21 protein-coding genes are annotated in these 23,252 nt (G+C 58.9%); 15 read left to right on the forward strand and 6 right to left on the reverse strand.

Going from position 1 to position 23,252, the window contains the following annotated elements; genetic code table 11:
• Nucleotides 1-23: 23 nt before the first annotated feature.
• The 6 genes from SLH49_RS04925 to SLH49_RS04950 all read right to left on the reverse strand — a co-directional run bounded on the left by SLH49_RS04925 (nt 24) and on the right by SLH49_RS04950 (nt 5,941).
• On the reverse strand, nt 24-1,124 hold the full coding sequence (locus tag SLH49_RS04925) for an oligopeptide/dipeptide ABC transporter ATP-binding protein (protein ID WP_320268036.1): 1,101 nt from the start codon (nt 1,122-1,124) through the stop codon (nt 24-26).
• Nucleotides 1,121-2,113, reverse strand: a complete 993-nt coding sequence (locus SLH49_RS04930; RefSeq protein ID WP_320268037.1) for an ABC transporter ATP-binding protein — start codon at nt 2,111-2,113, stop codon at nt 1,121-1,123. Before SLH49_RS04930 ends, SLH49_RS04925 begins: the two co-directional genes overlap by 4 nt.
• Nucleotides 2,110-2,811, reverse strand: coding sequence for a FadR/GntR family transcriptional regulator (locus tag SLH49_RS04935; protein WP_320268038.1), 702 nt, complete (start codon nt 2,809-2,811; stop codon nt 2,110-2,112). The genes SLH49_RS04930 and SLH49_RS04935 overlap by 4 nt, the downstream gene beginning before the upstream one ends.
• Before the next feature lie 139 nt (nt 2,812-2,950).
• Nucleotides 2,951-4,270 (reverse strand): TRAP transporter large permease subunit, encoded by a 1,320-nt coding sequence (locus SLH49_RS04940; protein WP_320268039.1) that lies wholly within the window; start codon nt 4,268-4,270, stop codon nt 2,951-2,953.
• Between the two features lie 4 nt (nt 4,271-4,274).
• Nucleotides 4,275-4,784, reverse strand: coding sequence for a TRAP transporter small permease subunit (locus SLH49_RS04945; protein ID WP_320268040.1), 510 nt, complete (start codon nt 4,782-4,784; stop codon nt 4,275-4,277).
• A 74-nt stretch (nt 4,785-4,858) separates the two neighbouring features.
• Nucleotides 4,859-5,941: a TRAP transporter substrate-binding protein DctP gene (locus SLH49_RS04950; RefSeq protein ID WP_320268041.1), complete on the reverse strand. Its 1,083-nt coding sequence runs from the start codon at nt 5,939-5,941 to the stop codon at nt 4,859-4,861.
• A 223-nt stretch (nt 5,942-6,164) separates the two neighbouring features.
• Here SLH49_RS04950 and SLH49_RS04955 point away from each other — a divergent pair, with 223 nt between their 5' ends.
• From SLH49_RS04955 to SLH49_RS05025, 15 genes are all read left to right on the forward strand, one after another.
• Complete coding sequence (locus tag SLH49_RS04955; protein WP_320268042.1) at nt 6,165-7,049, forward strand: polysaccharide deacetylase family protein; 885 nt, start codon at nt 6,165-6,167, stop codon at nt 7,047-7,049.
• Between the two features lie 410 nt (nt 7,050-7,459).
• A complete protein-coding gene (locus SLH49_RS04960; RefSeq protein ID WP_320268043.1) occupies nt 7,460-8,779 on the forward strand; it encodes an ABC transporter substrate-binding protein in 1,320 nt (439 codons plus the stop codon).
• A 91-nt stretch (nt 8,780-8,870) separates the two neighbouring features.
• Nucleotides 8,871-9,818, forward strand: a complete 948-nt coding sequence (locus SLH49_RS04965; RefSeq protein WP_320268044.1) for a sugar ABC transporter permease — start codon at nt 8,871-8,873, stop codon at nt 9,816-9,818.
• Nucleotides 9,815-10,777, forward strand: coding sequence for a carbohydrate ABC transporter permease (locus SLH49_RS04970; protein WP_320268045.1), 963 nt, complete (start codon nt 9,815-9,817; stop codon nt 10,775-10,777). The genes SLH49_RS04965 and SLH49_RS04970 overlap by 4 nt, the downstream gene beginning before the upstream one ends.
• Nucleotides 10,774-10,968 carry a hypothetical protein gene (locus tag SLH49_RS04975; RefSeq protein ID WP_320268046.1) on the forward strand — a complete coding sequence of 65 codons (195 nt, stop codon included), beginning with the start codon at nt 10,774-10,776 and terminating at the stop codon, nt 10,966-10,968. The genes SLH49_RS04970 and SLH49_RS04975 overlap by 4 nt, the downstream gene beginning before the upstream one ends.
• A 2-nt stretch (nt 10,969-10,970) precedes the next feature.
• Nucleotides 10,971-12,065 carry an ABC transporter ATP-binding protein gene (locus tag SLH49_RS04980; RefSeq protein ID WP_320268047.1) on the forward strand — a complete coding sequence of 365 codons (1,095 nt, stop codon included), beginning with the start codon at nt 10,971-10,973 and terminating at the stop codon, nt 12,063-12,065.
• A complete protein-coding gene (locus tag SLH49_RS04985; RefSeq protein ID WP_320268048.1) occupies nt 12,058-13,050 on the forward strand; it encodes an ABC transporter ATP-binding protein in 993 nt (330 codons plus the stop codon). The genes SLH49_RS04980 and SLH49_RS04985 overlap by 8 nt, the downstream gene beginning before the upstream one ends.
• Before the next feature lie 13 nt (nt 13,051-13,063).
• Entirely contained in the window at nt 13,064-14,683 is a 1,620-nt protein-coding gene (locus SLH49_RS04990) for a dihydroxyacetone kinase subunit DhaK (protein ID WP_320268049.1), read from the forward strand.
• A gap of 22 nt (nt 14,684-14,705) precedes the next feature.
• Nucleotides 14,706-15,746: a LacI family DNA-binding transcriptional regulator gene (locus SLH49_RS04995; RefSeq protein ID WP_320268050.1), complete on the forward strand. Its 1,041-nt coding sequence runs from the start codon at nt 14,706-14,708 to the stop codon at nt 15,744-15,746.
• A gap of 17 nt (nt 15,747-15,763) precedes the next feature.
• Entirely contained in the window at nt 15,764-16,819 is a 1,056-nt protein-coding gene (locus SLH49_RS05000; RefSeq protein WP_320268051.1) for a sugar phosphate isomerase/epimerase, read from the forward strand.
• On the forward strand, nt 16,819-17,970 hold the full coding sequence (locus SLH49_RS05005; RefSeq protein WP_320268052.1) for a Gfo/Idh/MocA family oxidoreductase: 1,152 nt from the start codon (nt 16,819-16,821) through the stop codon (nt 17,968-17,970). Before SLH49_RS05000 ends, SLH49_RS05005 begins: the two co-directional genes overlap by 1 nt.
• Nucleotides 17,971-18,254: 284 nt before the next feature.
• Nucleotides 18,255-19,334, forward strand: a complete 1,080-nt coding sequence (locus SLH49_RS05010; RefSeq protein ID WP_320268053.1) for an MHYT domain-containing protein — start codon at nt 18,255-18,257, stop codon at nt 19,332-19,334.
• Between the two features lie 112 nt (nt 19,335-19,446).
• Nucleotides 19,447-20,301 carry a xanthine dehydrogenase family protein subunit M gene (locus SLH49_RS05015; protein WP_320268054.1) on the forward strand — a complete coding sequence of 285 codons (855 nt, stop codon included), beginning with the start codon at nt 19,447-19,449 and terminating at the stop codon, nt 20,299-20,301.
• An 11-nt stretch (nt 20,302-20,312) separates the two neighbouring features.
• Entirely contained in the window at nt 20,313-20,807 is a 495-nt protein-coding gene (locus SLH49_RS05020) for a (2Fe-2S)-binding protein (protein ID WP_320268055.1), read from the forward strand.
• Entirely contained in the window at nt 20,804-23,233 is a 2,430-nt protein-coding gene (locus SLH49_RS05025; protein WP_320268056.1) for an aerobic carbon-monoxide dehydrogenase large subunit, read from the forward strand. Before SLH49_RS05020 ends, SLH49_RS05025 begins: the two co-directional genes overlap by 4 nt.
• Nucleotides 23,234-23,252: the final 19 nt, after the last annotated feature.

Here is a 23,252-nt window from a genome sequence, read left to right on the forward strand (position 1 = left end):
CTGACTTAACTCCCGTGTTGGTCTTATTGTGGTGTCGTTGCAGCGGCCCCCCCGCCATCGGCCCGCGCCCGCGCGGCACGGTAAAGCTCCATGCGGGCGGCAGCTTTGGCGCTGAGACCCGCTTCAGCGTTTTCAAGCCCCTTGAGGTGCAGCGTGTCCGCGTGGTGACACGCGACTGCCCCACCACCTGACCGCGGCGACAACACCGGACGTGTCGTCCGGCAAATCTCAGTCGCGTGCGGACAGCGCGGGTGGAACCGGCAGCCAGAGGGCAGATCAATGGGGTTGGGCGGATCGCCTTGCAAGGCGGTATGCGCCCGACGCACGCCGACTTTCGGCACGAGGATCGCCGCGATCAAGGCGGCGGTGTAGGGGTGCTGTGGCGCGCTGAACAGTGTCTCGACAGCGGCGGTTTCGACAATCTCGCCCAGATACATAACCGCCACACGGTCCGACATGTGGCGCACAACGGCGAGGTCATGGGCAATGACGATCAGGGTCAGCCCGAATTCCGCCTTGAGGTCTTCAAGGATATTGAGGACCTGTGCCTGGATCGACACATCCAGCGCGCTGACCGGCTCATCGCCTATCAGGACCTTTGGGCCGCTGGCCAAGGCACGGGCAATACCGATCCTTTGACGCTGGCCGCCGGAAAATTCATGCGGGTAACGATCCGCACTATCGCTGGGCAGGCCCACCCGGGCCAGCAGCTTGGCCACCTGCGCCTTGCGCTTTGTGCCGGATCCTAGCCCATGCACCTGCATCGGCTCTTCCAGCAATGCGCCGACGGTCATGCGCGGGTTGAGCGAGGAAAAGGGGTCCTGAAATATGAATTGCAAATCGCGGCGCAGGCGGCGCATCTCGGCCTCGGGGATGTCGGCGATGTTGCGCCCAGCGTACCGGACGGCCCCCTCTGTCGGTTCGATCAGCCGGACAAGCAGCCGGGCAAGCGTGGATTTCCCACAACCGGACTCGCCCACGATGGAGAAGGTCTCGCCACGGTGGATTTTCAGATCGACCCCATCAACCGCGCGCACCAATGTTGGCGCGCCGAAGAGCGGGCGCTTGGTCACGAATTCGCGCCGAAGTGCGGATGCTTCAAGGATGGTCTCTGGTACGGTCATGCCGATATGCGCTCTTCGGGCAGCGCCTCAAGCGGGGCGTGCCAGCACCCGACGCTATGGCCGGCGGCGACGGTCGTATCCGGCGGCATGTCTGTGCAAACATCCGTCACAAAAGGGCATCTGGGCGCAAACCGGCATCCGGCTGGCATGCGGGCTGCCTGCGGTACGACGCCGGGGATGGTGACAAGCCGGTCGGTCCGCGCGCCATAGGCGGGCATCGAGCTCATCAGGGCAATCGTGTAAGGGTGCTGGGGATCATCAAAGATCGCCGCCGCCGGGCCAATCTCAACAATTCGCCCAGCATACATGACCGCGACTTTGTCGGCCATTTCCGCCACGACGCCCAGATCATGGGTGATCAGGATCATCGCGCTGGCACTTTCGGCCTGAAGGGTCTTCATCAGGTCAAGCACCTGCGCCTGGATCGTGACATCAAGCGCGGTTGTCGGTTCATCCGCCAGGATCAGCGCGGGATCATTGGCCAGCGCCATGGCGATCATGACCCGCTGGCGCATCCCGCCCGACAGATTGTGCGGATAGGCCGCCATCCGCTGCTCTGGTGCGGGGATGCCGACACGGCGCAGCATGTCGAGCGCACGTTTGCGGGCCTCTGCCGTACTCACACCCTTATGCCGTTCGACGGCCTCCGCAATCTGGTCGCCAATCCGCATTGTGGGGTTGAGCGACGACATCGGTTCCTGAAAGATCATCCCGATCCTGTCGCCACGCAAATCCTGCAACGCAGTGCGTGGAAGCCGCATCAGATCGGCCCCCTGAAACGCTGCCGTGCCTCCGGTGATCCGCAGGGGTGGGGTGGACAAAAGCCCCATCAGAGCCAACGCCGTCAGGCTCTTGCCGCAGCCGGACTCCCCGACGATGCAGAGGGTCTCACCCGCGTTCAGCGTAAACGATACATCCTCGACCAGATCCCGCTCTGTGCCGTCAATGCGGATCGACAGGCCGCGCACATCAAGAAGCGGCGCATTCATGGCACCACCTCAAGCGACTTCTTGAGGTTCGCGATCAGCGTCTCAAGATGGTCGGTCATCGCCGCCCGCGCGGCATGACTATCGCGGGCATCGATGGCGGCGATGATCTTGTCGTGTTGGGCGGTGTATATTTCGCGCGTTTCAGGCGTGCGGGCGCGTTGGCGGCTATGTTGAAAATCATCGCGGGCGCGAATGGCTTCAAGCACATCAAAGGCGGTGGACAGGATCGGGTTATCGGCAATCCGCGCGATCATCCGGTGCATGGCGCCGTCCCAGAGTTCGGATGCGTCTGAGTCAGCAGCGTCGGACAGGCGCGCCGCCAGATGGCGCAAGCGTTCAACATCCTCAACCGTCGCACGGCGGGCGCAAAGGGCGGCCAGTTGCGGTTCAATCCCCAACCGCGCCTCCATCACCGCCAGCGCATCCACTTCATCCGTGATATTCGCCGCGATTTGAGACGCAGGCTCTGGCGGTTTTCCGGCAAAGGTGCCCTTGCCCTGCTTGCGCCAGATCAGCCCTTCGGCCTCAAGCACCTCCAGCGCGCGGCGCACGGCGCGCCGGCTGATCCCGAATTCTTGCGACAGTTCCCGTTCCGTTGGCAGACGCCCATCAGGCGGCAAGCTACCGGAAGCGATCAGCTGCCTGATCTGGCGCAGGGTCTGCGTCGTGTTCTCTGTAAAGCTGGTTTCGATATTCATCGCGCACCCGGTTATGAACCATTCATAAATTGGTTCGCACCAATCATAATTTGGTTCAATTTACCTAAGGTCAAGGAAGATCATGAAAATCGGCGGTCAGGCAGACGTCTTCCGCCTGCTTTTTGATCAGATGCCCACATCACCAGCCAATTGCTTCTGGCAGCCATGTTGCAATGGCAGGGAAATTGAACAGCATCACCAAAGCGACCACCTGAATCGCGATGAATGGTAAAACACCGCGATAAATCATCGCCGTCGTCACCAGTGGCGGTGCGGCCCCTTTCAAGAAGAATAGCGCCCAGCCAAAGGGGGGCGTCAGGAACGACGTTTGCAGGTTCAACGCGATCAAGGCAGCCAGCCACACCATGTCGGTTCCAGAGGCCACAAAGAACGGCAGCAGAAGCGGCAGCGCGATATAGCTGATCTCGATCCATTCGAGGAAAAAGCCCAGCACGAACAAAAGCAGCATCAGAAAGATCAGCGCACCCGTCTCGCCGCCAGGCAGCAGGGCCAGTGTGTCCTGCACAATGTCCTCACCGTTCAGGCCCCGGAACGCGACGGAGAAGACCTGCGCTGCGATCAGGATGAAAAAGATCATAGCCGAGATGCGCAGCGCGGATTGCGCCGCACTCCAGATCATCGCAAAGGTCAAGCGACCATAGATCAGCGCAATGACGATAGACAGGACGGCGCCCACACCCGCGGCCTCAGTCGGTGCTGCGATCCCCCCGATGATTGTGCCCAGCACCCCAGCCACTAGCAAAAGCGGCGGGGCAAGCGAATACACCGCCTTGCGAGCCAACGCCCAGCCACGAATTTCGGCGCGTTCCGCTTCCGGGATCGGTGGCATCAGATCGGGCCGTAGGCGGCCTAGGACCAGGATGAACCCGATGTAGAGCCCCGCCAGCATCAGCCCCGGCATCATCGCGGCGGCAAAAAGGGTGCCGACGCTTTCGCCCATGATATCGGCCAGCAGGATCAGCACCAGCGATGGCGGGATGATCTGGCCAAGCGTGCCGCTTGCGCAAATGGCACCTGCAGCCAAGCCGCCATCGTAATTGCGTTTGAGAAGAATGGGCATCGTGAGCATGGTCAACGTCACAACGGTCGCCCCCACGATCCCCGTCGATGCGCCCATCAGCACGCCAACTACAATGAGTGCAACCGCCATGCTACCATTCATTCGGCCGGAAAGACGCCCGATCACCTCTAGCATGTCCTCGGCTACGCGGGATTTCTCCAGCATGACGCCCATATAGACAAAAAGTGGAATGGCGATGAATTCGTATTTCGTGACAACGCCGTAGATGCGTGATGGCACGAGGTTGAACAGGAAATCCCCAAAACCCATCCAGCCAAAGGTGAACCCTGCCACCGAAATACCGATGCCCACCGGCATGCCGATCAGAAGCGCGCACATGAAGCCAAGGATCATGTAGATAGCGAGCATATCGTCCATCGCGCTACCCTCCGACGCGGCGCAGGGCTGCTGCATGCCGGATCGCATTCGCAAGGCATTGCAGCGCAAAAAGGCCAAAGGCAAACGGGATCATCGCCTTGACGACATAACGCGCAGGCAGCCCGCCGGGATCGGGTGAGCCTTCGCGGATCGACCAGGCGCTATCCACAAAGCCTGCCGAATACTTGATGAAGAGGACCGCAATGACAGCCCCGCACAGCATGGAGAACAAATCAAGCGCGTGCTGGGCGCGTTCAGGCAAGCGCTCAAACACCATATCCACACGCACATGTCCCTTTTCCAGCATCAGCACAGTGATCCCAAGAAGCGCGATCGGTGCCATCAGATGCCATTCCAACTCTTGCGCCCAAACGGGGCTGGCCCCGACCACGTAGCGCCCAAAGACGTTGAAAAAGACGAGGGCGATCATGAGGAGCAGAAGGGCAGACGCGAGCGCGGAGGCCGCGCGCGTCACTCGATCGACCGCATCGGCAAAAGCAAGTGCTTTATTCATGGGATTGGTATTCCGGTATTCATGCATTTGGGCGACCCGGCCTCGGATCGCCCATGAGTCCTAAGATGGATCAATCAGGCGTCGCGCAGTTGCGAATGCCAGACCTGTTCCGAGGCTGACGCCCAGATGTCATGCTGTTCTTTGAAGGCAAAGTAATTGTCCATCACCTTCTTGAACTGCGGGTCTTCAGCGGCGAGTTCTTCGTAAACCGGACCCATCTCGACCTTCAGCGCCGCGATCACGTCATCCGGCAACACGCGCACCTCCGTACCGCTCGCGCGGAACTCTTCCAGTGCTGCGGCATTATTCGCCTCTGCCCAGCTATGCGAAATGACGTTACACGCCGCCGCCGCGTTCGAGACGATCGCCTGCAATTCATTCCCCAGCGTGTCCCAGGCCGCCTTGTTGATGGCCAGTTCGGTCACCGTGGTGGGCTCATGCCAGCCGGTCGTGTAGTAATATTTGGCCGCCGTGTTAAGCCCAAGGATCTTGTCCTGAGCCGGGCCGACCCATTCGGCGGCATCGATCACGCCACGCTCAAGCGCCGGAAAAATCTCGCCACCCGGCAGAAGCTGTACATCAACGCCCACTCGGGCATAACCGCGACCGGCAAGGCCCGGAATGCGCATCTTCAGGCCCTGCATATCCTCGATGGAGTTGATTTCCTTGTTGAACCAGCCGGTCATCTGCACACCCGTTGCGCCGACCGGCATCGCGACCAGGCCTAGCGGTTCATAGGTCTCGTTCCAAAGGTCCATGCCGTCACCAATATAGAACCAGGCGTTCTGCCCTTGGGTCGACATGCCAAATGGTACGGCGCCAAAGAATTGCGCGGCCGGCACTTTACCGGCCCCGAAATAGCTGACCCAGCCATTCATTTCGACGATGCCTTGCCGCACCGCATCGAACCCTTCAAAGGCCGGGACCAGCTCCCCCCCGTGATAGACGGTGATATCCAGTGCGCCACCCGACATGGCGCGGACACGATCTGCAAAGTCGGTCAGCGAACCGGGGCCGGTCGAGTAAAATGGCTGACCCGGCGGGAATGCCGTAGTCATTTTCCAGCTGATTGTCTGCGCCCGAGCGATAGTTGGCGCGGCCAGCGCGGTGGCACCAGTGCCCACTGCGGCGGTTGTTAGGAACTTGCGACGATCCATACTTTTCTCCTGTTGTCACATTGTCTTTTGTTACCTCAGTGACGTGCTAGGGTTCGTTTGCCGACGGGCGAGGAATCCGCCTGTTTCGACCGTCAAAACCGTCTGAAAACCCGCGAATGCCTGCGTGATAAGCGTCTTTTTTGTACGAACGGCGTTTTTTTGCGCGAGACAAACGCGTCATTGATCGCGAAGAAGAAAGCTACGAACAAGAGGAGCGACAGCGGTGCCCAACCTGCCCCATCACGGACGATATGCATATTCGGCCATCACTGACCGACCCGATTTCGACTGGCCGGATGGGCGCAGATTGGCCGTCTATCTTGGCATGAATTTGGAGTGTTTCGCTTTTGGTGAGGGGCTCGGGGCGGAACTCGCGCCGGGTGGACCACAACCGGATGTGCTGAACTATGGTTGGCGTGATTACGGCAACCGGGTTGGCGCGTGGCGGATGCTGGAACTGTTCGACCGTCTGTCCGTACCGACCACGGCGCTGGTGAATTCCGACCTCTATGAACATGCCCCCGGCCTTATCGAAGCTTTCCGAAACCGAGGTGATGAGATTGCCGGGCATGGGCGCACTAACGCAGAACGGCAGGGCGTCCTGGACGAAGACGCAGAGCGCGCATTGATCGAAGAGGCGACGAAAACTGTTGAACAGCATGAGGTTCACCGGCCCAAGGGCTGGCTTGGCCCCTGGATCAGCCAAAGCGCCGTCACACCTGACCTGCTGGAAGAGGCGGGCTACGAATACCTGCTTGACTGGTGTCACGACGATCAACCGATCTGGATGAAAACAAGAGGCGGGCGCATTCTGTCAGTACCCTATCCACAGGAACTCAACGACATTCCCCAGATCGTCGGACGCAAACGTGAAGGGGCCGAGTTCGGGGACATGATCTGCGATGCTTTTGACGTCATGCTCGAAGAAAGTACGCGCCGACCGCTTGTGATGGGGATCGCGCTGCATGGCTACCTTATGGGACACCCACATCGGCTCAAACACTTGGAGCGCGCCCTACGTCATATTCGCGACAATGGTGGTGATCAGATCTGGTGGACGACCGCAGGTGCAATCAGTGATCACTACAAGTATGTGGTACCCGACTGATCACTCGGCGATGGAAGCCGAAATCAATCAGGCCCGTATCGGCAAGGCAATTGATAACATCTCCGCGCTGGTCCATCGCGCATGTCTGCGTATCGGTGTAATGCCGTAGGCTCTGACGTCGACACTCGGATCAATCAACATCCGCGTCGGCCAAATAATGAGATAGGTACCGTCTTCAATATATGGCGCAATCGTAAAGCCTTTCATGAGTCGATACATCACCAGACACAACTCATTTTTGTAGCTATCCGACCAAATGAAGATTGCGTACAGATTTGATTTTCCTACAAGTTTCTGCGCTTGAGGTGCGTACCTCAGAAATATCTAGACCTGAGGTGCGTACCTCAGGTAGCGTCAATGCATGTCGCGATTCGTCATGATTACAAGCGGCAAACAAATGGGAGGAATGAATGTCGTATTCGAAACTGGCAACTGCCAGCGCCATTGCGCTTGTCGCTTCGGGCGCGGCCCAGACGGCGCAGGCCGAAGATCTCACGCTATGCTGGGCGGCCTGGGATCCGGCCAATGCGTTGGTTGAGCTGTCCAAGGAATTTGAAGCCCAGTCGGGCCATACCATGAATTTCGAGTTTGTGCCTTGGCCGAACTTTGCAGACCGGATGCTCAATGAATTGAACTCGGGCGGGCAGCTGTGTGACTTGCTGATCGGTGACAGCCAGTGGATCGGCGGCGGTGCTGAGAATGGTCATTATGTCCAGCTGAATGACTTCTTCGACAGCGAAGGCATTAGCATGGATGATTTCGCACCAGCGACCGTGTACGCCTATTCGACCTGGCCCAAAGGCACGCCAAACTACTACGCGCTGCCTGCCATGGGTGACGCGAACGGCTGGTTCTATCGCAAGGATTGGTTCGCCGATGCTGAGATCCAAGCGGCCTACAAGGAAGCTACCGGAGAGGACCTGCGCGAGCCGCAATCGCAGAGAGAGTTGCTGCAGATCGCACAGTTTTTCCAAGGCCGCGAGATTGACGGCAAGACCGTCTATGGTGCTGCAATCTTTACCGAGCGTGGCTCGGAAGGCATCACCATGGGCGTGACGTCGGCGCTTTACCCTTGGGGCTTCAAGTATGAGAACACCCCGGGTTCCTACGACATGCAAGGTGCTGTGAACTCGCCCGAGGCCGTCGAGGCGCTGGAATTCTACAAGGAATTCTACGAGACCGCGACACCGCCGGGCTACACCAACTCGTATATGGGTGAGAGCCTTGACGCCTTTAAGTCTGGCCAGGTTGCGATGGCGATGAACTGGTTCGCCTTCTTCCCGGGCCTTTATGCTGACCCGGCTACGGGCGGCGACAAGATCGACTTTTTCGTGAACCCGCCGCAGAACATCGCCGCGTCAACCTTGGGTGGGCAGGGCATCTCGGTGGTCAGCTATTCTGACAAGCAAGACGCCGCGCTTGAGTACATCAAATGGTTCGCCCAGCCTGACGTGCAGGCAAAATGGTGGGAGCTGGGCGGTTACTCAGCCCACAATGCGGTCCTGCAGGATCCGGGCTTTGTCGAAAGCCAGCCCTTTGCAGGTGACTTCCTGGAAGCGATGGATGGTGTCCAGGACTTCTGGCAAGAGCCGGCCTATGCCGAACTGCTTCTCGCGATGCAGAAGCGCGTTCACGACTATGTCGTGGCCGACCAGGGCACGGCACAGGAAGCGCTCGATAAGCTGATCGAGGACTGGACGGAAGTTTTCGAAGACGAAGGCAAACTGTAAACCTCCGCGCGTCGGCTTATGCCGATGCATCATTGGCGCCGGGGTCGCGCAAGACCCCGGCATATCCTTCAAGTGACGGGTCACCGAGCTTATGCCTGATCGGACAATAGATCGTGTTGCCGCGGCAACGCCCACGCCAGTTGCGCGCAAAATCCGCGGGCTCTCTGACCGGGCCATCGCCTGGATATTCGTCGCCCCCACGATCTTTCTGCTGCTGGCGATCAACATTTTTCCGCTGATCTGGACCATCCAGCTCAGCTTCACCAACTATCGCGCGAACCGTTTGAACCGTGAGCCTGAGTTCATCGGCCTGCGCAATTACGAACGTATTCTGACCGACAGCGATATCTGGCTGAACATGCAGGCGACGGCGCATTTTCTGATTTGGACCATCTTTTTTCAGGTCCTGATCGGTTTCACGCTGGCCTGGCTGATCAACAAGAAATTCCGTGGCAACGACCTTTGGACGACGATCATCGTGTTGCCAATGATGCTGTCACCGGCCGTGGTCGGGAACTTCTGGAAATTCCTCTACCAACCGCAAATCGGGCTTTTCAACTACATCGTCGCCTTCTTCACCGGCAAAGACCCGTCAAGCTTTGAGATGTTGGGGCAGGTGAACCTTGCGCCATGGTCCATTGTCATTGTCGATACTTGGATGTGGACGCCTTTCGTGATGCTCATATGTCTCGCCGGGCTCCGAAGTATCCCGGACTATATCTACGAAGCCGCCGAGATCGACCGCGCCTCAAAGGTGCGCCAGTTCTTCACCATCACAATCCCCATGGTGCTGCCCTTCCTGATGCTGGCGGTGCTGTTCCGGGGCATCGAGAACTTCAAGATGTTCGACCTCGTCGTGCAACTCACCGGCGGCGGCCCGGGATCGGTGACCGAGCTGACCTCCATCAACCTCAAGCGCGAAGCGTTCGAGAAATGGCGCACCGGCTACGCCTCGGCCTATGCGATCATCCTGTTCGTGACCGTCTTCGGCCTCGCCAGTATCTATGTCAAAGCCCTCAATAAGGTGAAGGAGAGATGAGCGCATTCTCTGTCAATGAACCATCGAACCGCACCAAGTGGTTCGCCGGCACGCTGGTCATCCTCTATGCGCTGATCACCATGATCCCGCTGGTGTGGATTGCTATCACCGGGTTCAAAAGCCCCGCCGATGCCATCGCCTATCCACCCAAATACATCATTGGGTCCGATAGCGAGGCCGGTTTCAAGCCGACGCTGGAAGGCTATGTGAACCTGTTCACGACGCGAACCCGGCAAACCCAAGAATTCCTAGATGCTAACCCGCCCGAGAATTGGGCCGACGAGATCGTCCGGCAATATGACATGGTCATCGTGGGCCCCTCAAAATTCGGCGAACGTTTCCTGAACTCCGTGATCATCGGCTTTGGCTCAACTTTCCTGAGCGTCTTTCTCGGCACGCTTGCGGCCTATGCCTTCAGTCGCTTCAAGATACCGCTTGCCGATGACCTCCTGTTCTTCATCCTGTCCACTAGGATGATGCCGCCAATCGCGGTCGCGATCCCGATCTTTCTGATGTACCGACAGTTGGGCCTGTCGGATACGCATCTTGGGATGATCCTGCTTTACACCGGGGTGAATATCAGCCTGGCGGTGTGGCTGCTGAAAAGCTTCATCGACGGTATTCCCATTGAATATGAAGAGGCGGCGCTGATCGACGGCTACACCCGCTTTCAGGCCTTCTACAAAGTGGTGCTGCCGCAGGCCGCGACGGGTATCGCCTCTACCGCGATCTTTTGTCTGATCTTCGCCTGGAACGAATACGCCTTCGCCGTTCTGCTGACGACAGCAAATGCGCAGACAGCACCACCCTTTATCCCGACCATCATTGGTGTCGGTGGCCTCGACTGGCCTGCCATCGCCGCTGGCGTCACGCTCTTCCTGTTGCCAGTCATGATCTTCACCATCCTGCTGAGAAAACATCTGCTGCGCGGGATCACGTTTGGAGCGGTCCGCAAATGAGCAACTTCATCCAAGGCCTTCTCCGCTTCCGTCGCGGCCCGTGGGAGATGTTAGCCACCACCATCATCGCGCTTGGGGTGTTCATGCTGATGCAGCCTTTCGTGATTTGGGCCTTCACCTATTCCTTCATCACCACCCTGGTTGGCACGGTCATGTTCATCATCGTCAGCCACTTTCCGGAGGGCGACTAGTCATGGCGCAGATCGTCATCCAGAACCTCAAAAAGCAGTTCGGCGATTTCACTGCCGTGCGCGAAAGCTCTTTCACGATCGAGGATGGAGAGTTCTTCATGCTTCTGGGCCCGTCGGGCTGCGGTAAGACCACGACGCTGAGAATGATCGCCGGGCTGGAACTGCCGACCTCGGGCAACATCTATCTTGATGGTGAGGACATCGCGCAGCGCCCGCCATCCCAACGGGACATTGCCTTTGTCTTCCAGATGTTCGCGCTTTATCCGCATATGAACGTGCGCAAGAACATCAGCTATCCGCTGGTCAGCCAGGGCATGCAACGCGCGCAGGTCAAAGCCAAGGTTGCCGAAGTGGCGGGTATTCTCGGCATCGAAGACATCCTTGACCGCCCCGTCGGCGGGCTGTCAGGCGGCGACCGTCAGCGCGTTGCCTTGGGTCGCGCCATCGTGCGCGAGCCGAAGGCTTTCATGATGGACGAACCGCTCGGTGCACTTGATGCGGAGTTCCGCGAGCATATGGCCGAGGAACTTCGCGCCCTGCATGACCGTATGGGGGCGACGACGGTCTACGTGACCCATGACCAATTGGAAGCGATGCAGATGGGCGACAAGATCGTGGTGATGAACAACGCGGTGGTCGAACAATTCGGCACCCCGCAGGAGATCTACGACAAACCCGCCACCATGTTCGTCGCCGATTTCATCGGATCGCCATCAATGAACTTCCTGAAATTCAACGGGAAACTTGGTGCTGCGGCAAGCGACATCACCCTGCATAACCAAAGCTTTGCAATCCCGCAGTCCCGTGAGCCTTTTGAGGGCGACATGGCTTTCGGCGTCCGCCCGGAACATATCAAGCTTTCGGATGATGCGCCGTTCCGGGCCGAAATCCTGGCCAGCGAATATCTTGGAACCACCCAAATCGTGACGCTGCAAACCCATGGCGGTGAGGTCAAGGCCCGCGCCCCAGCGCAGCAAGTGGCGAAGCCGGGCGAGACAGTCGGCCTTGAATTCGACCCCGCCACCATCACCCTGTTTGATCGTCAATCGGGTCGTGCGCTGAAATCCGAATTGAATGAGGGCGTCCTCCATGGCTGAAGTCTCCCTCAAGAACGTCTCGAAAGCCTTCGGCAAAACCCAGGCCGTCGACGATATCTCGATGACCATCGACGATGGCGCCTTCGTTGTGCTGCTCGGCCCAACTGGGGCTGGCAAAACCACCACGTTGCGCCTCATTTCCGGGCTTGAGAAGCTTGACAGCGGCAGCGTTCAGATCGGCGGGCGCGACGTTGGCCTTGAGACACCTGCGCAGCGCGATGTGGCGATGGTCTTCCAGCAATACTCGCTCTATCCGCATATGAGCGTGCGCGACAACCTCGCCTTCCCGCTGCGCTCGCCGATCCTGAAAACGCCGGAAGACGTCATCGCGGCAAAGGTTCAGCAGATCGCCGAGATCCTGCAGATCCCGCACAAACTCGACAATAAGGCGACCGAGCTTTCTGGCGGCGAGATGCAGCGCGTGTCCATTGGTCGCGCCCTTGTCCGCGACCCGCAGATTTACCTGATGGACGAACCGCTCAGTTCGCTTGACGCGAAACTGCGCGCAGACCTGCGGGTCGAGCTTAAACGCATTCAGGCCGATCTCGGCTCAACCCTGCTTTACGTCACCCATGATCAGATCGAGGCGATGACCATGGCCACGCAGATCGGCGTTCTGGAAGAGGGCCGCCTCGTCCAATATGGCAGCCCCAAGGATATCTACGAAAACCCCAACAGCGTCTATGTGGCCAGCCGTCTTGGATTGCCGCGCATCAATATTCTGCCGTCCGCGCTGTTCCCCGGTACGCATAAAGGCACGCAAATCGGGCTGAGGCCTGAAAACATCCGGCAGGGCGATGGCATCGACGCCACCGTTCTGCGCTCGGAACACTTAGGCGATCAGACGCGCCTTCATCTTGATGTGCAGGGGCATCCGATCACCACGCTCACCGATCCGCATCAGGACTATGCCAGCAACACAACGATCAAGATCAGCCCGCAAAATCCGCTCTATTTCGACGCCGACGGCGCGCGGGCCATCTAAGGGAGGAGCAAGAATGGCTCAATTCATCAACGCCAAGGAAGATCTGGTGACCGAGGCCATCGATGGTCTGCTCACCTCTTCCGGTGGCGCGCTTTCACGGCTCGACGGATACCCGCATATCAAGGTCGTCTTTCGCTCGGATTGGGACAAGTCAAAGGTCGCGCTGATCTCTGGCGGCGGTTCGGGCCACGAACCAGCACATGCTGGTTTTGTCGGCAAGGGCATGTTGACAGCGGCGGTCTGCGGAGAGGTTTTCGCGTCCCCGTCAGTTGAGGCCGTGCTGGCCGGCATTCTTGCCGTCACCGGTGACGCAGGCTGTCTGCTGATCGTCAAGAATTACACGGGTGACCGGTTGAACTTTGGCCTCGCCGCTGAGCGTGCAAGGGCGCAGGGCCGCAAGGTCGAAATGGTTGTTGTCGATGACGACATCGCACTGCCTGATCTGCCGCAGTCACGCGGCGTCGCAGGTACGCTCTTTGTGCACAAGATCGCAGGTGCGTTGGCAGAAGATGGTGCCGATCTGCAGGCCGTCACCGATGCGGCGAATGCGGTGATCGGCAAGGTTGCCTCGATCGGGATGAGCCTCGATACCTGCACCATTCCCGGATCAGAGAAAGAAGATCGCATTGGCGCGGGTAAAGCAGAACTGGGGCTCGGCATTCACGGCGAACCGGGTGTTGAGCAGGTCGATTTCTCAACCGCGATGGCGGCGATGGAAACGGTTGTCGATAAGCTCAAGGAACATGCCAGCGGAGATATCGTCGCGATTGTGAACAACCTCGGCTCGACAACGCCGCTTGAGATGTCGGTGCTGACCCACACGCTGACCGCATCCGGTCTGGTAAAGCAGATCATCGGACCGGCACCGCTGATGACCTCGCTGGATATGCACGGGTTTTCAGTATCGGTCATGCACGCAACGCCCGCCGAACACAGCGCCTTGGCGGCGCCGGTGTCCCTGCCCGCCTGGCCCGGCATGGCCGCGGTCACAGCACCGCCGGTTGTGCCTTTGCCGGACGGGTTAACCCCAATCGAGCCGATCCCGTCGACCAACAGCAGAACGCAAAGCATCATCGAAAACGTGGCCGACCTACTGATCGCGGCCGAGGGCGAGTTGAATGCGCTTGACGCGAAGTCCGGCGATGGCGACACGGGCAGCACGCTCGCGACAGCGGCGCGGGCGCTCAAATCCGGGTTGGACCGAATGCCGCTGGCCGATCTCACACAACTATTTCCTGCACTCGGCAATGAATTGAGCCAAACCATGGGTGGCTCGTCAGGGGTGATCCTCGCGATCTATTTCAACGCGGCGGGGGACGCTTGCGCAAATGGTGCATCTGTTGAAAAAGCGTTAGTCGACGGGTTGCGCCGGGTCAGCGAGGTTGGCGGTGCGCAAGTCGGTGACAGGACTATGATCGACGCCTTGGCGCCGGCATTGGAGGCGCTGCCGAACGGCATCGCCGCCGCAGCCGCCGCGGCCCGCGCCGGCGCCGACAACACCGCATCGATCCACCGAGCCAAGGCCGGGCGGGCGGCATATGTTCCCGAAGAAAACCTCAAAGGCCACAACGATCCGGGTGCACAGGCCGTCGCACTTGTGTTCGAAGGACTTGCAAAAGAGATGGAGACCTAAACTGGGCAAAACGCGTCTTGATGTGATTGCGAAACCCACAGTCAACGACGTCGCGCGTGTGGCTGGGGTCAGCCTTGCGACCGTTGACCGGGTCTTGAACGAACGCCCCGGCGTGCGCGCAGCGACAATCGAGAAGGTGAACCGCGCCATTGCCGAACTTGCCTATGTGCGCGACACAGCCGCCGCCAACCTCGCGCGCAGCAAGACCTATCGCTTCGCCTTTGTCCTGCCGGATTGGAAGGGGCAGTTCTTCGCCTCTTTAATGGGTTCAATCGAAGAGGTCGCAGCCCAGGCCCACCTTGACCGGACCGAAATCCGCACGATCCTCGTGCCGAACCATGATCATACATTTCTGGTCCGCGAACTGGATGCATTAGGTCCGGATGAGATCGATGGGCTGGCAATCATGTCGAAGGAAACCCCCGTTGTCCGGGACGCCATCATTCGGCTTCGGCGGCGTGGGATCTCGGTGGTGACACTGATAACGGATCAACTCGGCTCGGAAAGAGATCATTTCGTCGGCATCGACAATGTCGCCGCAGGGCGCACTGCCGGCATGCTCATGGGGCGTTTTCTGGCCGGGCGGCAGGGCAAGGTGCTGGTAGTCGTCTCCTCCCGTCAATCGCGCGATATGCTGGAACGCCGCCACGGGTTCGACCAGATCCTCGGGGAGCAATTTGATCACCTCAATGCACAGCCCAGCATCGAAGGCCATGAAGACCCCGGCTACACCGAAGCCGTCGTGCTGACGGCTCTGGACCAATACCGGGACGTCGTCGGCATCTACTCTGCCGGGGCCAGCGTGCTCGGCGTCGCCGGGGCCATTGCCAAACACAATTTCCACGGTCGCCCCATCTTCATCGACCACGAATTGACCGACAATTCGGCCCACTTCATCCGGGAAGGGGTGCTTGATGCGGTGATCACCCAGAACACCGGCCATCTGGCGCGCAGCGCGTTGCGTGTCTTGCGCGCGAAATGCGACAACAAGCCGGTCATCGCCTCGCAGGAAAACATCCGGATCGACATCGTCATCCGTGAAAACCTGCCAACCATGAAATAGCTTTGAGGGAGGAAAAAATGAAACAAATCAAGGGGCCTGCTTTGTTCCTGGCGCAATTCGCCGGGGACGACCCGCCATTCAATTCCTGGGGCGCGATCACCAAATGGGCCGCCGATTGCGGTTATGTCGGGGTGCAGGTGCCCAGCTGGGATAGCCGGTTGATCGACCTCGAAAAGGCGGCTGACAGCAAGGATTATTGCGATGAGTTCAGAGGCATAGCTGCCGAGAATGGCGTCGAGGTCACAGAACTTTCCACGCACCTCCAAGGCCAGCTAGTCGCCGTCCACCCCGCCTATGACGAGGCCTTCGACGGGTTCGCGGCAGAGGCCGTACGCGGCAATCCAAAAGCACGCCAGGAATGGGCAGTTAATCAGGTAAAGAAAGCCCTGTCGGCTTCAAGGAATATGGGCATCTCAGCGCATGCAACCTTTTCCGGCGCGCTGGCCTGGCCTTATGTCTACCCTTGGCCACAACGCCCCGCCGGTCTTGTCGAGGCGGCGTTTGACGAACTGGCGTCGCGCTGGAGGCCGATCCTCGACCATGCCGAGGATTGCGGCGTTGATGTTTGCTATGAAATCCATCCGGGCGAGGATCTGCATGACGGTGTCACTTACGAGATGTTTCTGGAGCGCACGGGCAACCATCCGCGGGCCTGTATGCTTTATGATCCGTCGCATTATGTGCTGCAGTGTCTGGATTACCTCGACAATATCGACATCTACAAAGACCGCATCCGCATGTTCCATGTGAAAGATGCGGAGTTCAATCCAACCGGGCGCCAAGGCGTCTATTCCGGCTATCAGAGCTGGGTCGACCGCGCCGGTCGTTTCCGTTCGCTGGGCGACGGACAAGTGGATTTCAAGGCGATCTTCTCAAAACTCACGGCAATCGGTTTTGATGGCTGGGCGGTCGTCGAATGGGAATGCGCGATCAAGCATCCTGAAGACGGCGCCCGGGAGGGTGCCGCATTTGTCCGCGATCACATCATTCGCCCGACCGAGGTGGCGTTCGACGATTTCGCCGATGGCGGCACGGATGAGGCAGGCAACCGCAAAATGTTGGGGATAAGCTGATGGTCACAGGCAGAAATGAAAATCTGACAGGTCGTATTCGTCTTGGCATGGTTGGCGGTGGCAATGATGCGTTCATTGGCGGTGTTCACCGGATTGCATCGCGCATTGATGACCAGTTCGAACTGGTCGCAGGCGCGCTGTCTTCCACCCCGGAAAAGTCGCGTGCCAGCGGCGAGGCGCTGGGTTTGCCGCGCGTCTATGACGATTTCAAACAAATGGCGGTCCGTGAGGCGCGGTTGAAAAACGGGATCGAGGCCGTTGCCATCGTCACGCCGAACCATGTGCACTACAGCGCCGCGCGCGAGTTCCTTAAGCGCGGCATCCATGTCATATGCGACAAACCACTGACCTCAACGCTCGCCGATGCCAAGAAACTCGTGAAAGCGGTAGAGGCGTCAGATGCCCTTTTTGTCCTGACCCATAACTACACTGGCTACCCGATGGTTCGCCAAGCGCGCGAGATGGTGGCAGCGGGCGCCATCGGGAAGATCCGGGTTGTTCAGGTCGAATACCCGCAGGACTGGTTGACGGTTGAACAAGACTTCAAACAGGCCGAATGGCGCACTGATCCGGCACGTTCAGGTGCCGGTGGTTCGACCGGTGACATCGGAACTCATGCCTACAACCTCGCTTGCTTCATCACCGGGTTGGTGGCCGTAGAACTGGCTGCTGATTTGGATGCCTTCGTGCCGGGCCGTCAGGTCGATGACAATGCGCATGTCATGCTGCGCTTTGAAGGCGGAGCAAAAGGCATGCTCTGGTCCAGCCAGGTCGCCCCCGGCAATGAAAACGCGCTGCGCATCCGGATCTACGGCGAAACTGGCGGGTTGGAGTGGGCGCAAGAAGACCCGAACTACCTCTGGCACACCCCGTTCGGAGAACCCAAGCGCCTGATCACACGCGGCGGCGCTGGTGCTGGCGACGCCGCAGCGCGTGTCAGTCGCATCCCACCTGGCCATCCGGAAGGGTATCTGGAAGGCTTTGCAAACATATATGCCGAAGCTGCAAGGGCGATTTTGGCGCATAGGACAGGCGCGCCAACACCCAGCGATGTCATCTATCCGACGGTTCAGGACGGGCTGAAGGGCGTCCAGTTTATCGACGCATGCGTCAAAAGCGCGAAGCGAAATGCGGCCTGGGTCGCGTTATAGTAGCTTTGGGCGAGGCTTTCTAATGCCTCTGCGTTGCAACGAAGGCAGCACATTGGTTGCTCCGCCGGGCAACACAATTTGATTGGCCACACTAGTGTCTCTTTCGACTATACCCCATGATGCTTTCAAACCTCGAATATCGTATTCCTCCTGATCCTATACCTATCTATCAATCATTTGATCTCTAGCATCGAAGCGCGCCGGTGTTTGCAAAACGCATGATCGTTAGGCATTTTGCACATATGGAGACTATAGACTTCACACACAGTTCTTTTCTGGTTGCAATGGCTTGTGTCGTCGCCGTTGTGGCGGGTTTCACTGGTCTGTCGCTCACGCGTGATCTGTCGAAGAAGCCCGCGTTCGAGAAGAAGGTTTCCGTTGCGCTGGCATCTATCGCGCTTGGGGGTGGGATATGGTCGATGCATTTCATCGCGATGCTCGGCCTGCAACTGCCGATCCTTTTCTACTATGATGCGGCGATCACCCTGGTTTCTGCGCTGACCGCCGTTCTTATCGTTGGCGGGGCGCTGATCCTGCTTCACTTCACCGAAAGGACACCAGTGGTGATCACCATTGCCGGCGGCGTTGTCGGCATGGGCATCTTGGTGATGCATTACATCGGCATGGCAGGGCTGGAGTTGTGTCGTGCGACATATTCCCCAATCGGAATCGTCATTTCGTCGATTGTCGCCGTCGCCCTGTGCATTCTTGCCATCTGGGTGGCCTATGGACATCGAACGAACCGCAATATCCTCCTTGGAACGCTGTGTTTCGCTGCTGCAGTCTGCTCCGTTCATTTCCTCGCAATGTCGGGCACACGTTTCGTAGCAGTGCCCGGCGCGACCGAGTTTGGCCCGAGCATGAGCAATGAAACCTTGGCGCTGGGCGTGATTATGTTCAGCTTCATTATCTTCGGCGCCTGCCTCTGGGTCAGCGTCACCTATCTTGAGCGTATTCAAGTCGGGGAGCCTGACAAGGAGCCAGAGCCAGAGATCGCGCCGCGTCAGCCGAAGCTGCAAATCCCGTGCGAGCGTGATGGCGGGAAGGTGTTTGTGGCTGCGGAGGACATCGTCTTTGTCCGTGCGGACGGTCACTACACTCAGGTATATACCGAGGATGAGCGACTGTTTTGTGTCTGGTCGGTCACCGAGGCGACCAAGCGTCTGTTGCCGTTCGGTTTCCTTCAGACCCATCGAAGTTATCTGGTCAATCCGTTGCGCGTCGCGCGGTTTGAAAGGAGCAAAGACAAAGGGCGTTGCCTTTTTGACAGCGCCGATTTGCCGCCCGCGCCGGTCAGCCGCTCAAAACTGAAGGCTATACAGGATGCGCTCGCGGCGCAGGTGGGCGCAGCTCGTGCGCTCTAAGGCGCATTTCGTGCAAAATTCCTGTTTTTCATTGATTTCCTGAAGCCTCGGCATGTGGGCCTATGCACTTCTTTCCTCCAGCAAGTTGAATCGCTTTTAGGGAGGAGAGCCGATGATACCAGCGGCGTTTGAGTATTACCGACCCAAGGACATGGCAGGAGTTCTGTCGATCCTGGAGGAACATGGCGACGATGCTCGCGTCATGGCGGGCGGTCATAGCCTGATCCCAATGATGAAGCTGCGGATGGCTGATGTTCCGCACCTGATCGACCTTCAGGACGTCGGCGGTATGTCTGATATTGAGATCGGGGCCGCCAGCATTCGCATCGGTGCGATGGTCACTCAGCACGACATTATCGACCACGACGCACTTGCGACGGCAGCGCCCATTCTGCGCGAAGCCGCGCTTCAGATCGCTGACCCGCAGGTGCGCTACATGGGCACTGTTGGAGGCAACGTGGCCAACGGTGATCCGGGCAACGACATGCCTGGGCTCATGCAGTGCCTTGATGCAACCTTCACCGTAGTTGGCCCCGACGGCACCCGGGAGATCCCGGCGCGGGAGTTCTACGAGGCGGCTTACATGACGGCCCGCGAGGATGAGGAAGTCCTAACCGCTGTCACGATCCCGACGCCAAAGGGCGGCTACGCCTACGAAAAGCAGAAGCGCAAGATCGGCGATTATGCGACAGCAGCGGCGGCGGTCCAGATCGTCAAAGACGGGGGCACTTGCGCCGCCGCATCCATCGCGATGACAAACCTGAGCGATACGCCAGTCTTCTCCGAGACGGCTGGCGCTGCGCTTGTGGGGACGACCGTTGATGATGCGGCGCTCTCCGCCGCTGCGGGCGCAATACTGGGCGACATTGACCCCACCGAGGACAATCGCGGCCCCATCGCCTTCAAAAAACATGTCGCGGGCGTGATCCTGCGCCGCGCTGTTGAGCGCGCGTGGTCGCGGGCGTGAGGGAGGAAAACATGTCTAAGAAACAGCACTACTCGATCACAGTGAACGGCAAGGAGGAGGAATTCCTCGCAGAGCCACGCGAACTACTCATCTACACCCTTCGTGAGCGCCTCAACATCACCGGCCCGCACATCGGCTGCGAGACCTCCCACTGCGGGGCCTGCACGGTCACCATCGACGGCAAGTCGGTCAAGGCCTGCACGATGTTCGTCGCGCAGGCCGACGGTAAGGACATTACCACGATCGAAGGCATCGGCGGGCCGGATGACCTGCATCCACTCCAAAACGCCTTTAAGGAGCATCATGGACTTCAGTGCGGCTATTGCACACCGGGGATGATTACCCGCGCTGCCAAGCTGCTGGAAGAAAACCCGAACCCCACCGAAGAAGAAATCCGCTTTGGGATGGCGGGCAACATCTGCCGCTGCACCGGGTACCAGAACATTGTGAAATCCATTCAGGCCGCTGCGGCTGAGATGAATGCAGCCAAGGAGGCGGCAGAATGAAGGACGAAGTAACAAGCCGCGAGGAGCGGATTGAAAACCTCAAAGGCATGGGCTGCTCGCGCAAGCGGGTGGAGGACGCGCGCTTTACCCAAGGCAAGGGCAACTATGTCGATGACATCAAGCTTGATGGGATGATCTTTGGCGACTTCGTGCGCTCCCCCTACGCCCACGCCCGGATCAAAAACATCGATACTGCGGCGGCTTTGGAAGTACCGGGTGTTCTGGCGGTCTTGACTGCGAAGGATCTTGAGCCGTTGGGTCTGCACTGGATGCCAACACTCGCCGGTGACAAACAGATGGTTTTGGCTGATGGCAAGGTACTTTTCCAAGGGCAAGAAGTTGCCTTTGTCGTTGCCGAAGACCGCTATGCAGCAGCGGATGGGATAGAGGCGGTTGAGGTCGAATACGAAGAGCTTGAGGTTCTCGTCGACCCGTTCAAGGCGTTGGAATCCGACGTCGTGTTGCGCGAGGATACGGTCGATGAGGCTGGCAAGGCCGTCGATGGTGCGCATGGGCCGCGGAAGCATCCCAATCACATCTTCACATGGGAAGCCGGTGAAAAGGAGCCGACGTTTGAGACCATCGACAATGCCGAGGTCGTGGCCGAAGAAACAATGTACTACCACCGCACACACCCGTGCCCGCTGGAAACCTGCGGCTGCGTGGCGTCGATGGACAAGGTTAATGGAAAGTTGACCGTTTGGGGCACCTTCCAGGCGCCCCACGCAATCCGCACTGTGGTCAGCCTGATCACCGGCATTGAGGAACATAACATCCGCATAATCTCGCCTGATATTGGCGGCGGATTTGGCAACAAGGTGGGGGCATATCCGGGCTATATCTGCTCGGCCGTGGCCTCCATCGTTACTGGCAAACCGGTCAAGTGGATCGAAGATCGGATGGATAATCTGATGACGACGGCCTTCGCCCGTGACTATTGGATGAAAGGCCGGATCAGTGCGACGAAAGAAGGAAAGATCACTGGCCTTCACTGTCACGTCACAGCCGATCATGGCGGGTTCGACGCCTGTGCGGACCCCACCAAGTTCCCTGCCGGATTCATGAACATCTGCACGGGCTCATACGACATTCCGACCGCCTTTCTTGAGGTCGATGGCGTCTACACCAACAAAGCGCCGGGCGGGGTCAGCTATCGCTGTTCGTTCCGCGTCACCGAGGCTGTGTACTTCATTGAGCGGATGATCGAAGTTCTCGCGATTGAGTTGAACATGGATGCCGCAGAGCTGCGCCGGATCAACTTCATCAAGAAGGAACAATTCCCCTACACAGCTGCGCTGGGCTGGGAGTACGACTCAGGTGACTATCACACCGCTTGGGATAAGGCTCTGAAGACCGTTGACTACGATGCGCTACGTGCAGAACAGGCGCAACGGGTCGAAGACTTCAAGGCAGGCAAGACACGATCACTCATGGGCATCGGTCTCAGCTTCTTCACCGAGATCGTCGGAGCGGGACCGGTCAAGAACTGCGACATTCTCGGCCTTGGCATGTTCGACAGCTGTGAAATCCGAATCCATCCGACGGGGTCTGCAATCGCGCGGCTGGGCACAGTCTCGCAAGGGCAGGGGCATGCGACGACATTTGCACAGATCCTCGCGTCCGAGATCGGCTTGCCCGCTGACTCGATCACGATCGAAGAGGGTGATACCGACACGGCGCCTTACGGTCTCGGCACCTATGGCTCGCGCTCGACCCCAGTTGCCGGGGCAGCCACCGCCATGGCCGGGCGAAAAATCCGTGCCAAGGCGCAGATGATCGCCGCCTACCTTCTGGAAGTGCATGACGATGACGTTGAGTTCGATGTAGACCGGTTCGTGGTCAAGGGTGCGCCGGAGCGGTTCAAGACCATGAAGGAAATCGCTTTCGCCGCTTACAACCAAGCCATCCCGGGCATTGAACCGGGTTTGGAAGCGGTTAGCTACTACGATCCGCCCAACATGACCTATCCGTTCGGCGCCTATGTCTGTGTGATGGACATCGACGTGGACACCGGCGTGACCAACATCCGCCGCTTTTATGCGCTGGACGACTGCGGCACCCGGATCAACCCGATGGTCATCGAAGGCCAAGTGCATGGTGGCCTCACCGAAGCACTCGCTGTCGCGCTGGGGCAAGAGATTGCTTACGATGAGATGGGCAACGTCAAGACCGGAACGTTAATGGACTTTTTCCTGCCGACGGCCTGGGAAGTGCCAAATTACGAGACCGACTACACCGTGACGCCATCACCGCATCATCCCATCGGTGCGAAGGGCGTGGGCGAAAGCCCGCATGTAGGCGGCGTGCCATGCTTCTCGAACGCGGTGCAGGATGCCTTCCGGGCCTTCGGCCTGCGGCACACCAACATGCCGCACGATCACTGGCGAATCTGGAAGACCGCCAATGAGTTGGGCCTACACGGCTAAGACGCAATCTTTGAGGCGC

The sequence above is a fragment of the Cognatiyoonia sp. IB215446 genome (genome assembly GCF_033963825.1).
Lineage (GTDB): Bacteria > Pseudomonadota > Alphaproteobacteria > Rhodobacterales > Rhodobacteraceae > Yoonia.

Excerpts from the sequence above, each read along its gene's own strand:
- SLH49_RS04925 (WP_320268036.1), bottom strand. The coding sequence starts at position 1,124 with ATGACCGTACCAGAGACCATCCTTGAAGCATCCGCACTTCGGCGCGAA.
- SLH49_RS04930 (WP_320268037.1), bottom strand. The coding sequence starts at position 2,113 with ATGAATGCGCCGCTTCTTGATGTGCGCGGCCTGTCGATCCGCATTGAC.
- SLH49_RS04935 (WP_320268038.1), bottom strand. The coding sequence starts at position 2,811 with ATGAATATCGAAACCAGCTTTACAGAGAACACGACGCAGACCCTGCGC.
- SLH49_RS04940 (WP_320268039.1), bottom strand. The coding sequence starts at position 4,270 with ATGGACGATATGCTCGCTATCTACATGATCCTTGGCTTCATGTGCGCG.
- SLH49_RS04945 (WP_320268040.1), bottom strand. The coding sequence starts at position 4,784 with ATGAATAAAGCACTTGCTTTTGCCGATGCGGTCGATCGAGTGACGCGC.
- SLH49_RS04950 (WP_320268041.1), bottom strand. The coding sequence starts at position 5,941 with ATGGATCGTCGCAAGTTCCTAACAACCGCCGCAGTGGGCACTGGTGCC.
- SLH49_RS04960 (WP_320268043.1), top strand. The coding sequence starts at position 7,460 with ATGTCGTATTCGAAACTGGCAACTGCCAGCGCCATTGCGCTTGTCGCT.
- SLH49_RS04965 (WP_320268044.1), top strand. The coding sequence starts at position 8,871 with ATGCCTGATCGGACAATAGATCGTGTTGCCGCGGCAACGCCCACGCCA.
- SLH49_RS04970 (WP_320268045.1), top strand. The coding sequence starts at position 9,815 with ATGAGCGCATTCTCTGTCAATGAACCATCGAACCGCACCAAGTGGTTC.
- SLH49_RS04975 (WP_320268046.1), top strand. The coding sequence starts at position 10,774 with ATGAGCAACTTCATCCAAGGCCTTCTCCGCTTCCGTCGCGGCCCGTGG.
- SLH49_RS04980 (WP_320268047.1), top strand. The coding sequence starts at position 10,971 with ATGGCGCAGATCGTCATCCAGAACCTCAAAAAGCAGTTCGGCGATTTC.
- SLH49_RS04985 (WP_320268048.1), top strand. The coding sequence starts at position 12,058 with ATGGCTGAAGTCTCCCTCAAGAACGTCTCGAAAGCCTTCGGCAAAACC.
- SLH49_RS04990 (WP_320268049.1), top strand. The coding sequence starts at position 13,064 with ATGGCTCAATTCATCAACGCCAAGGAAGATCTGGTGACCGAGGCCATC.
- SLH49_RS05000 (WP_320268051.1), top strand. The coding sequence starts at position 15,764 with ATGAAACAAATCAAGGGGCCTGCTTTGTTCCTGGCGCAATTCGCCGGG.
- SLH49_RS05005 (WP_320268052.1), top strand. The coding sequence starts at position 16,819 with ATGGTCACAGGCAGAAATGAAAATCTGACAGGTCGTATTCGTCTTGGC.
- SLH49_RS05010 (WP_320268053.1), top strand. The coding sequence starts at position 18,255 with ATGGCTTGTGTCGTCGCCGTTGTGGCGGGTTTCACTGGTCTGTCGCTC.
- SLH49_RS05015 (WP_320268054.1), top strand. The coding sequence starts at position 19,447 with ATGATACCAGCGGCGTTTGAGTATTACCGACCCAAGGACATGGCAGGA.
- SLH49_RS05020 (WP_320268055.1), top strand. The coding sequence starts at position 20,313 with ATGTCTAAGAAACAGCACTACTCGATCACAGTGAACGGCAAGGAGGAG.
- SLH49_RS05025 (WP_320268056.1), top strand. The coding sequence starts at position 20,804 with ATGAAGGACGAAGTAACAAGCCGCGAGGAGCGGATTGAAAACCTCAAA.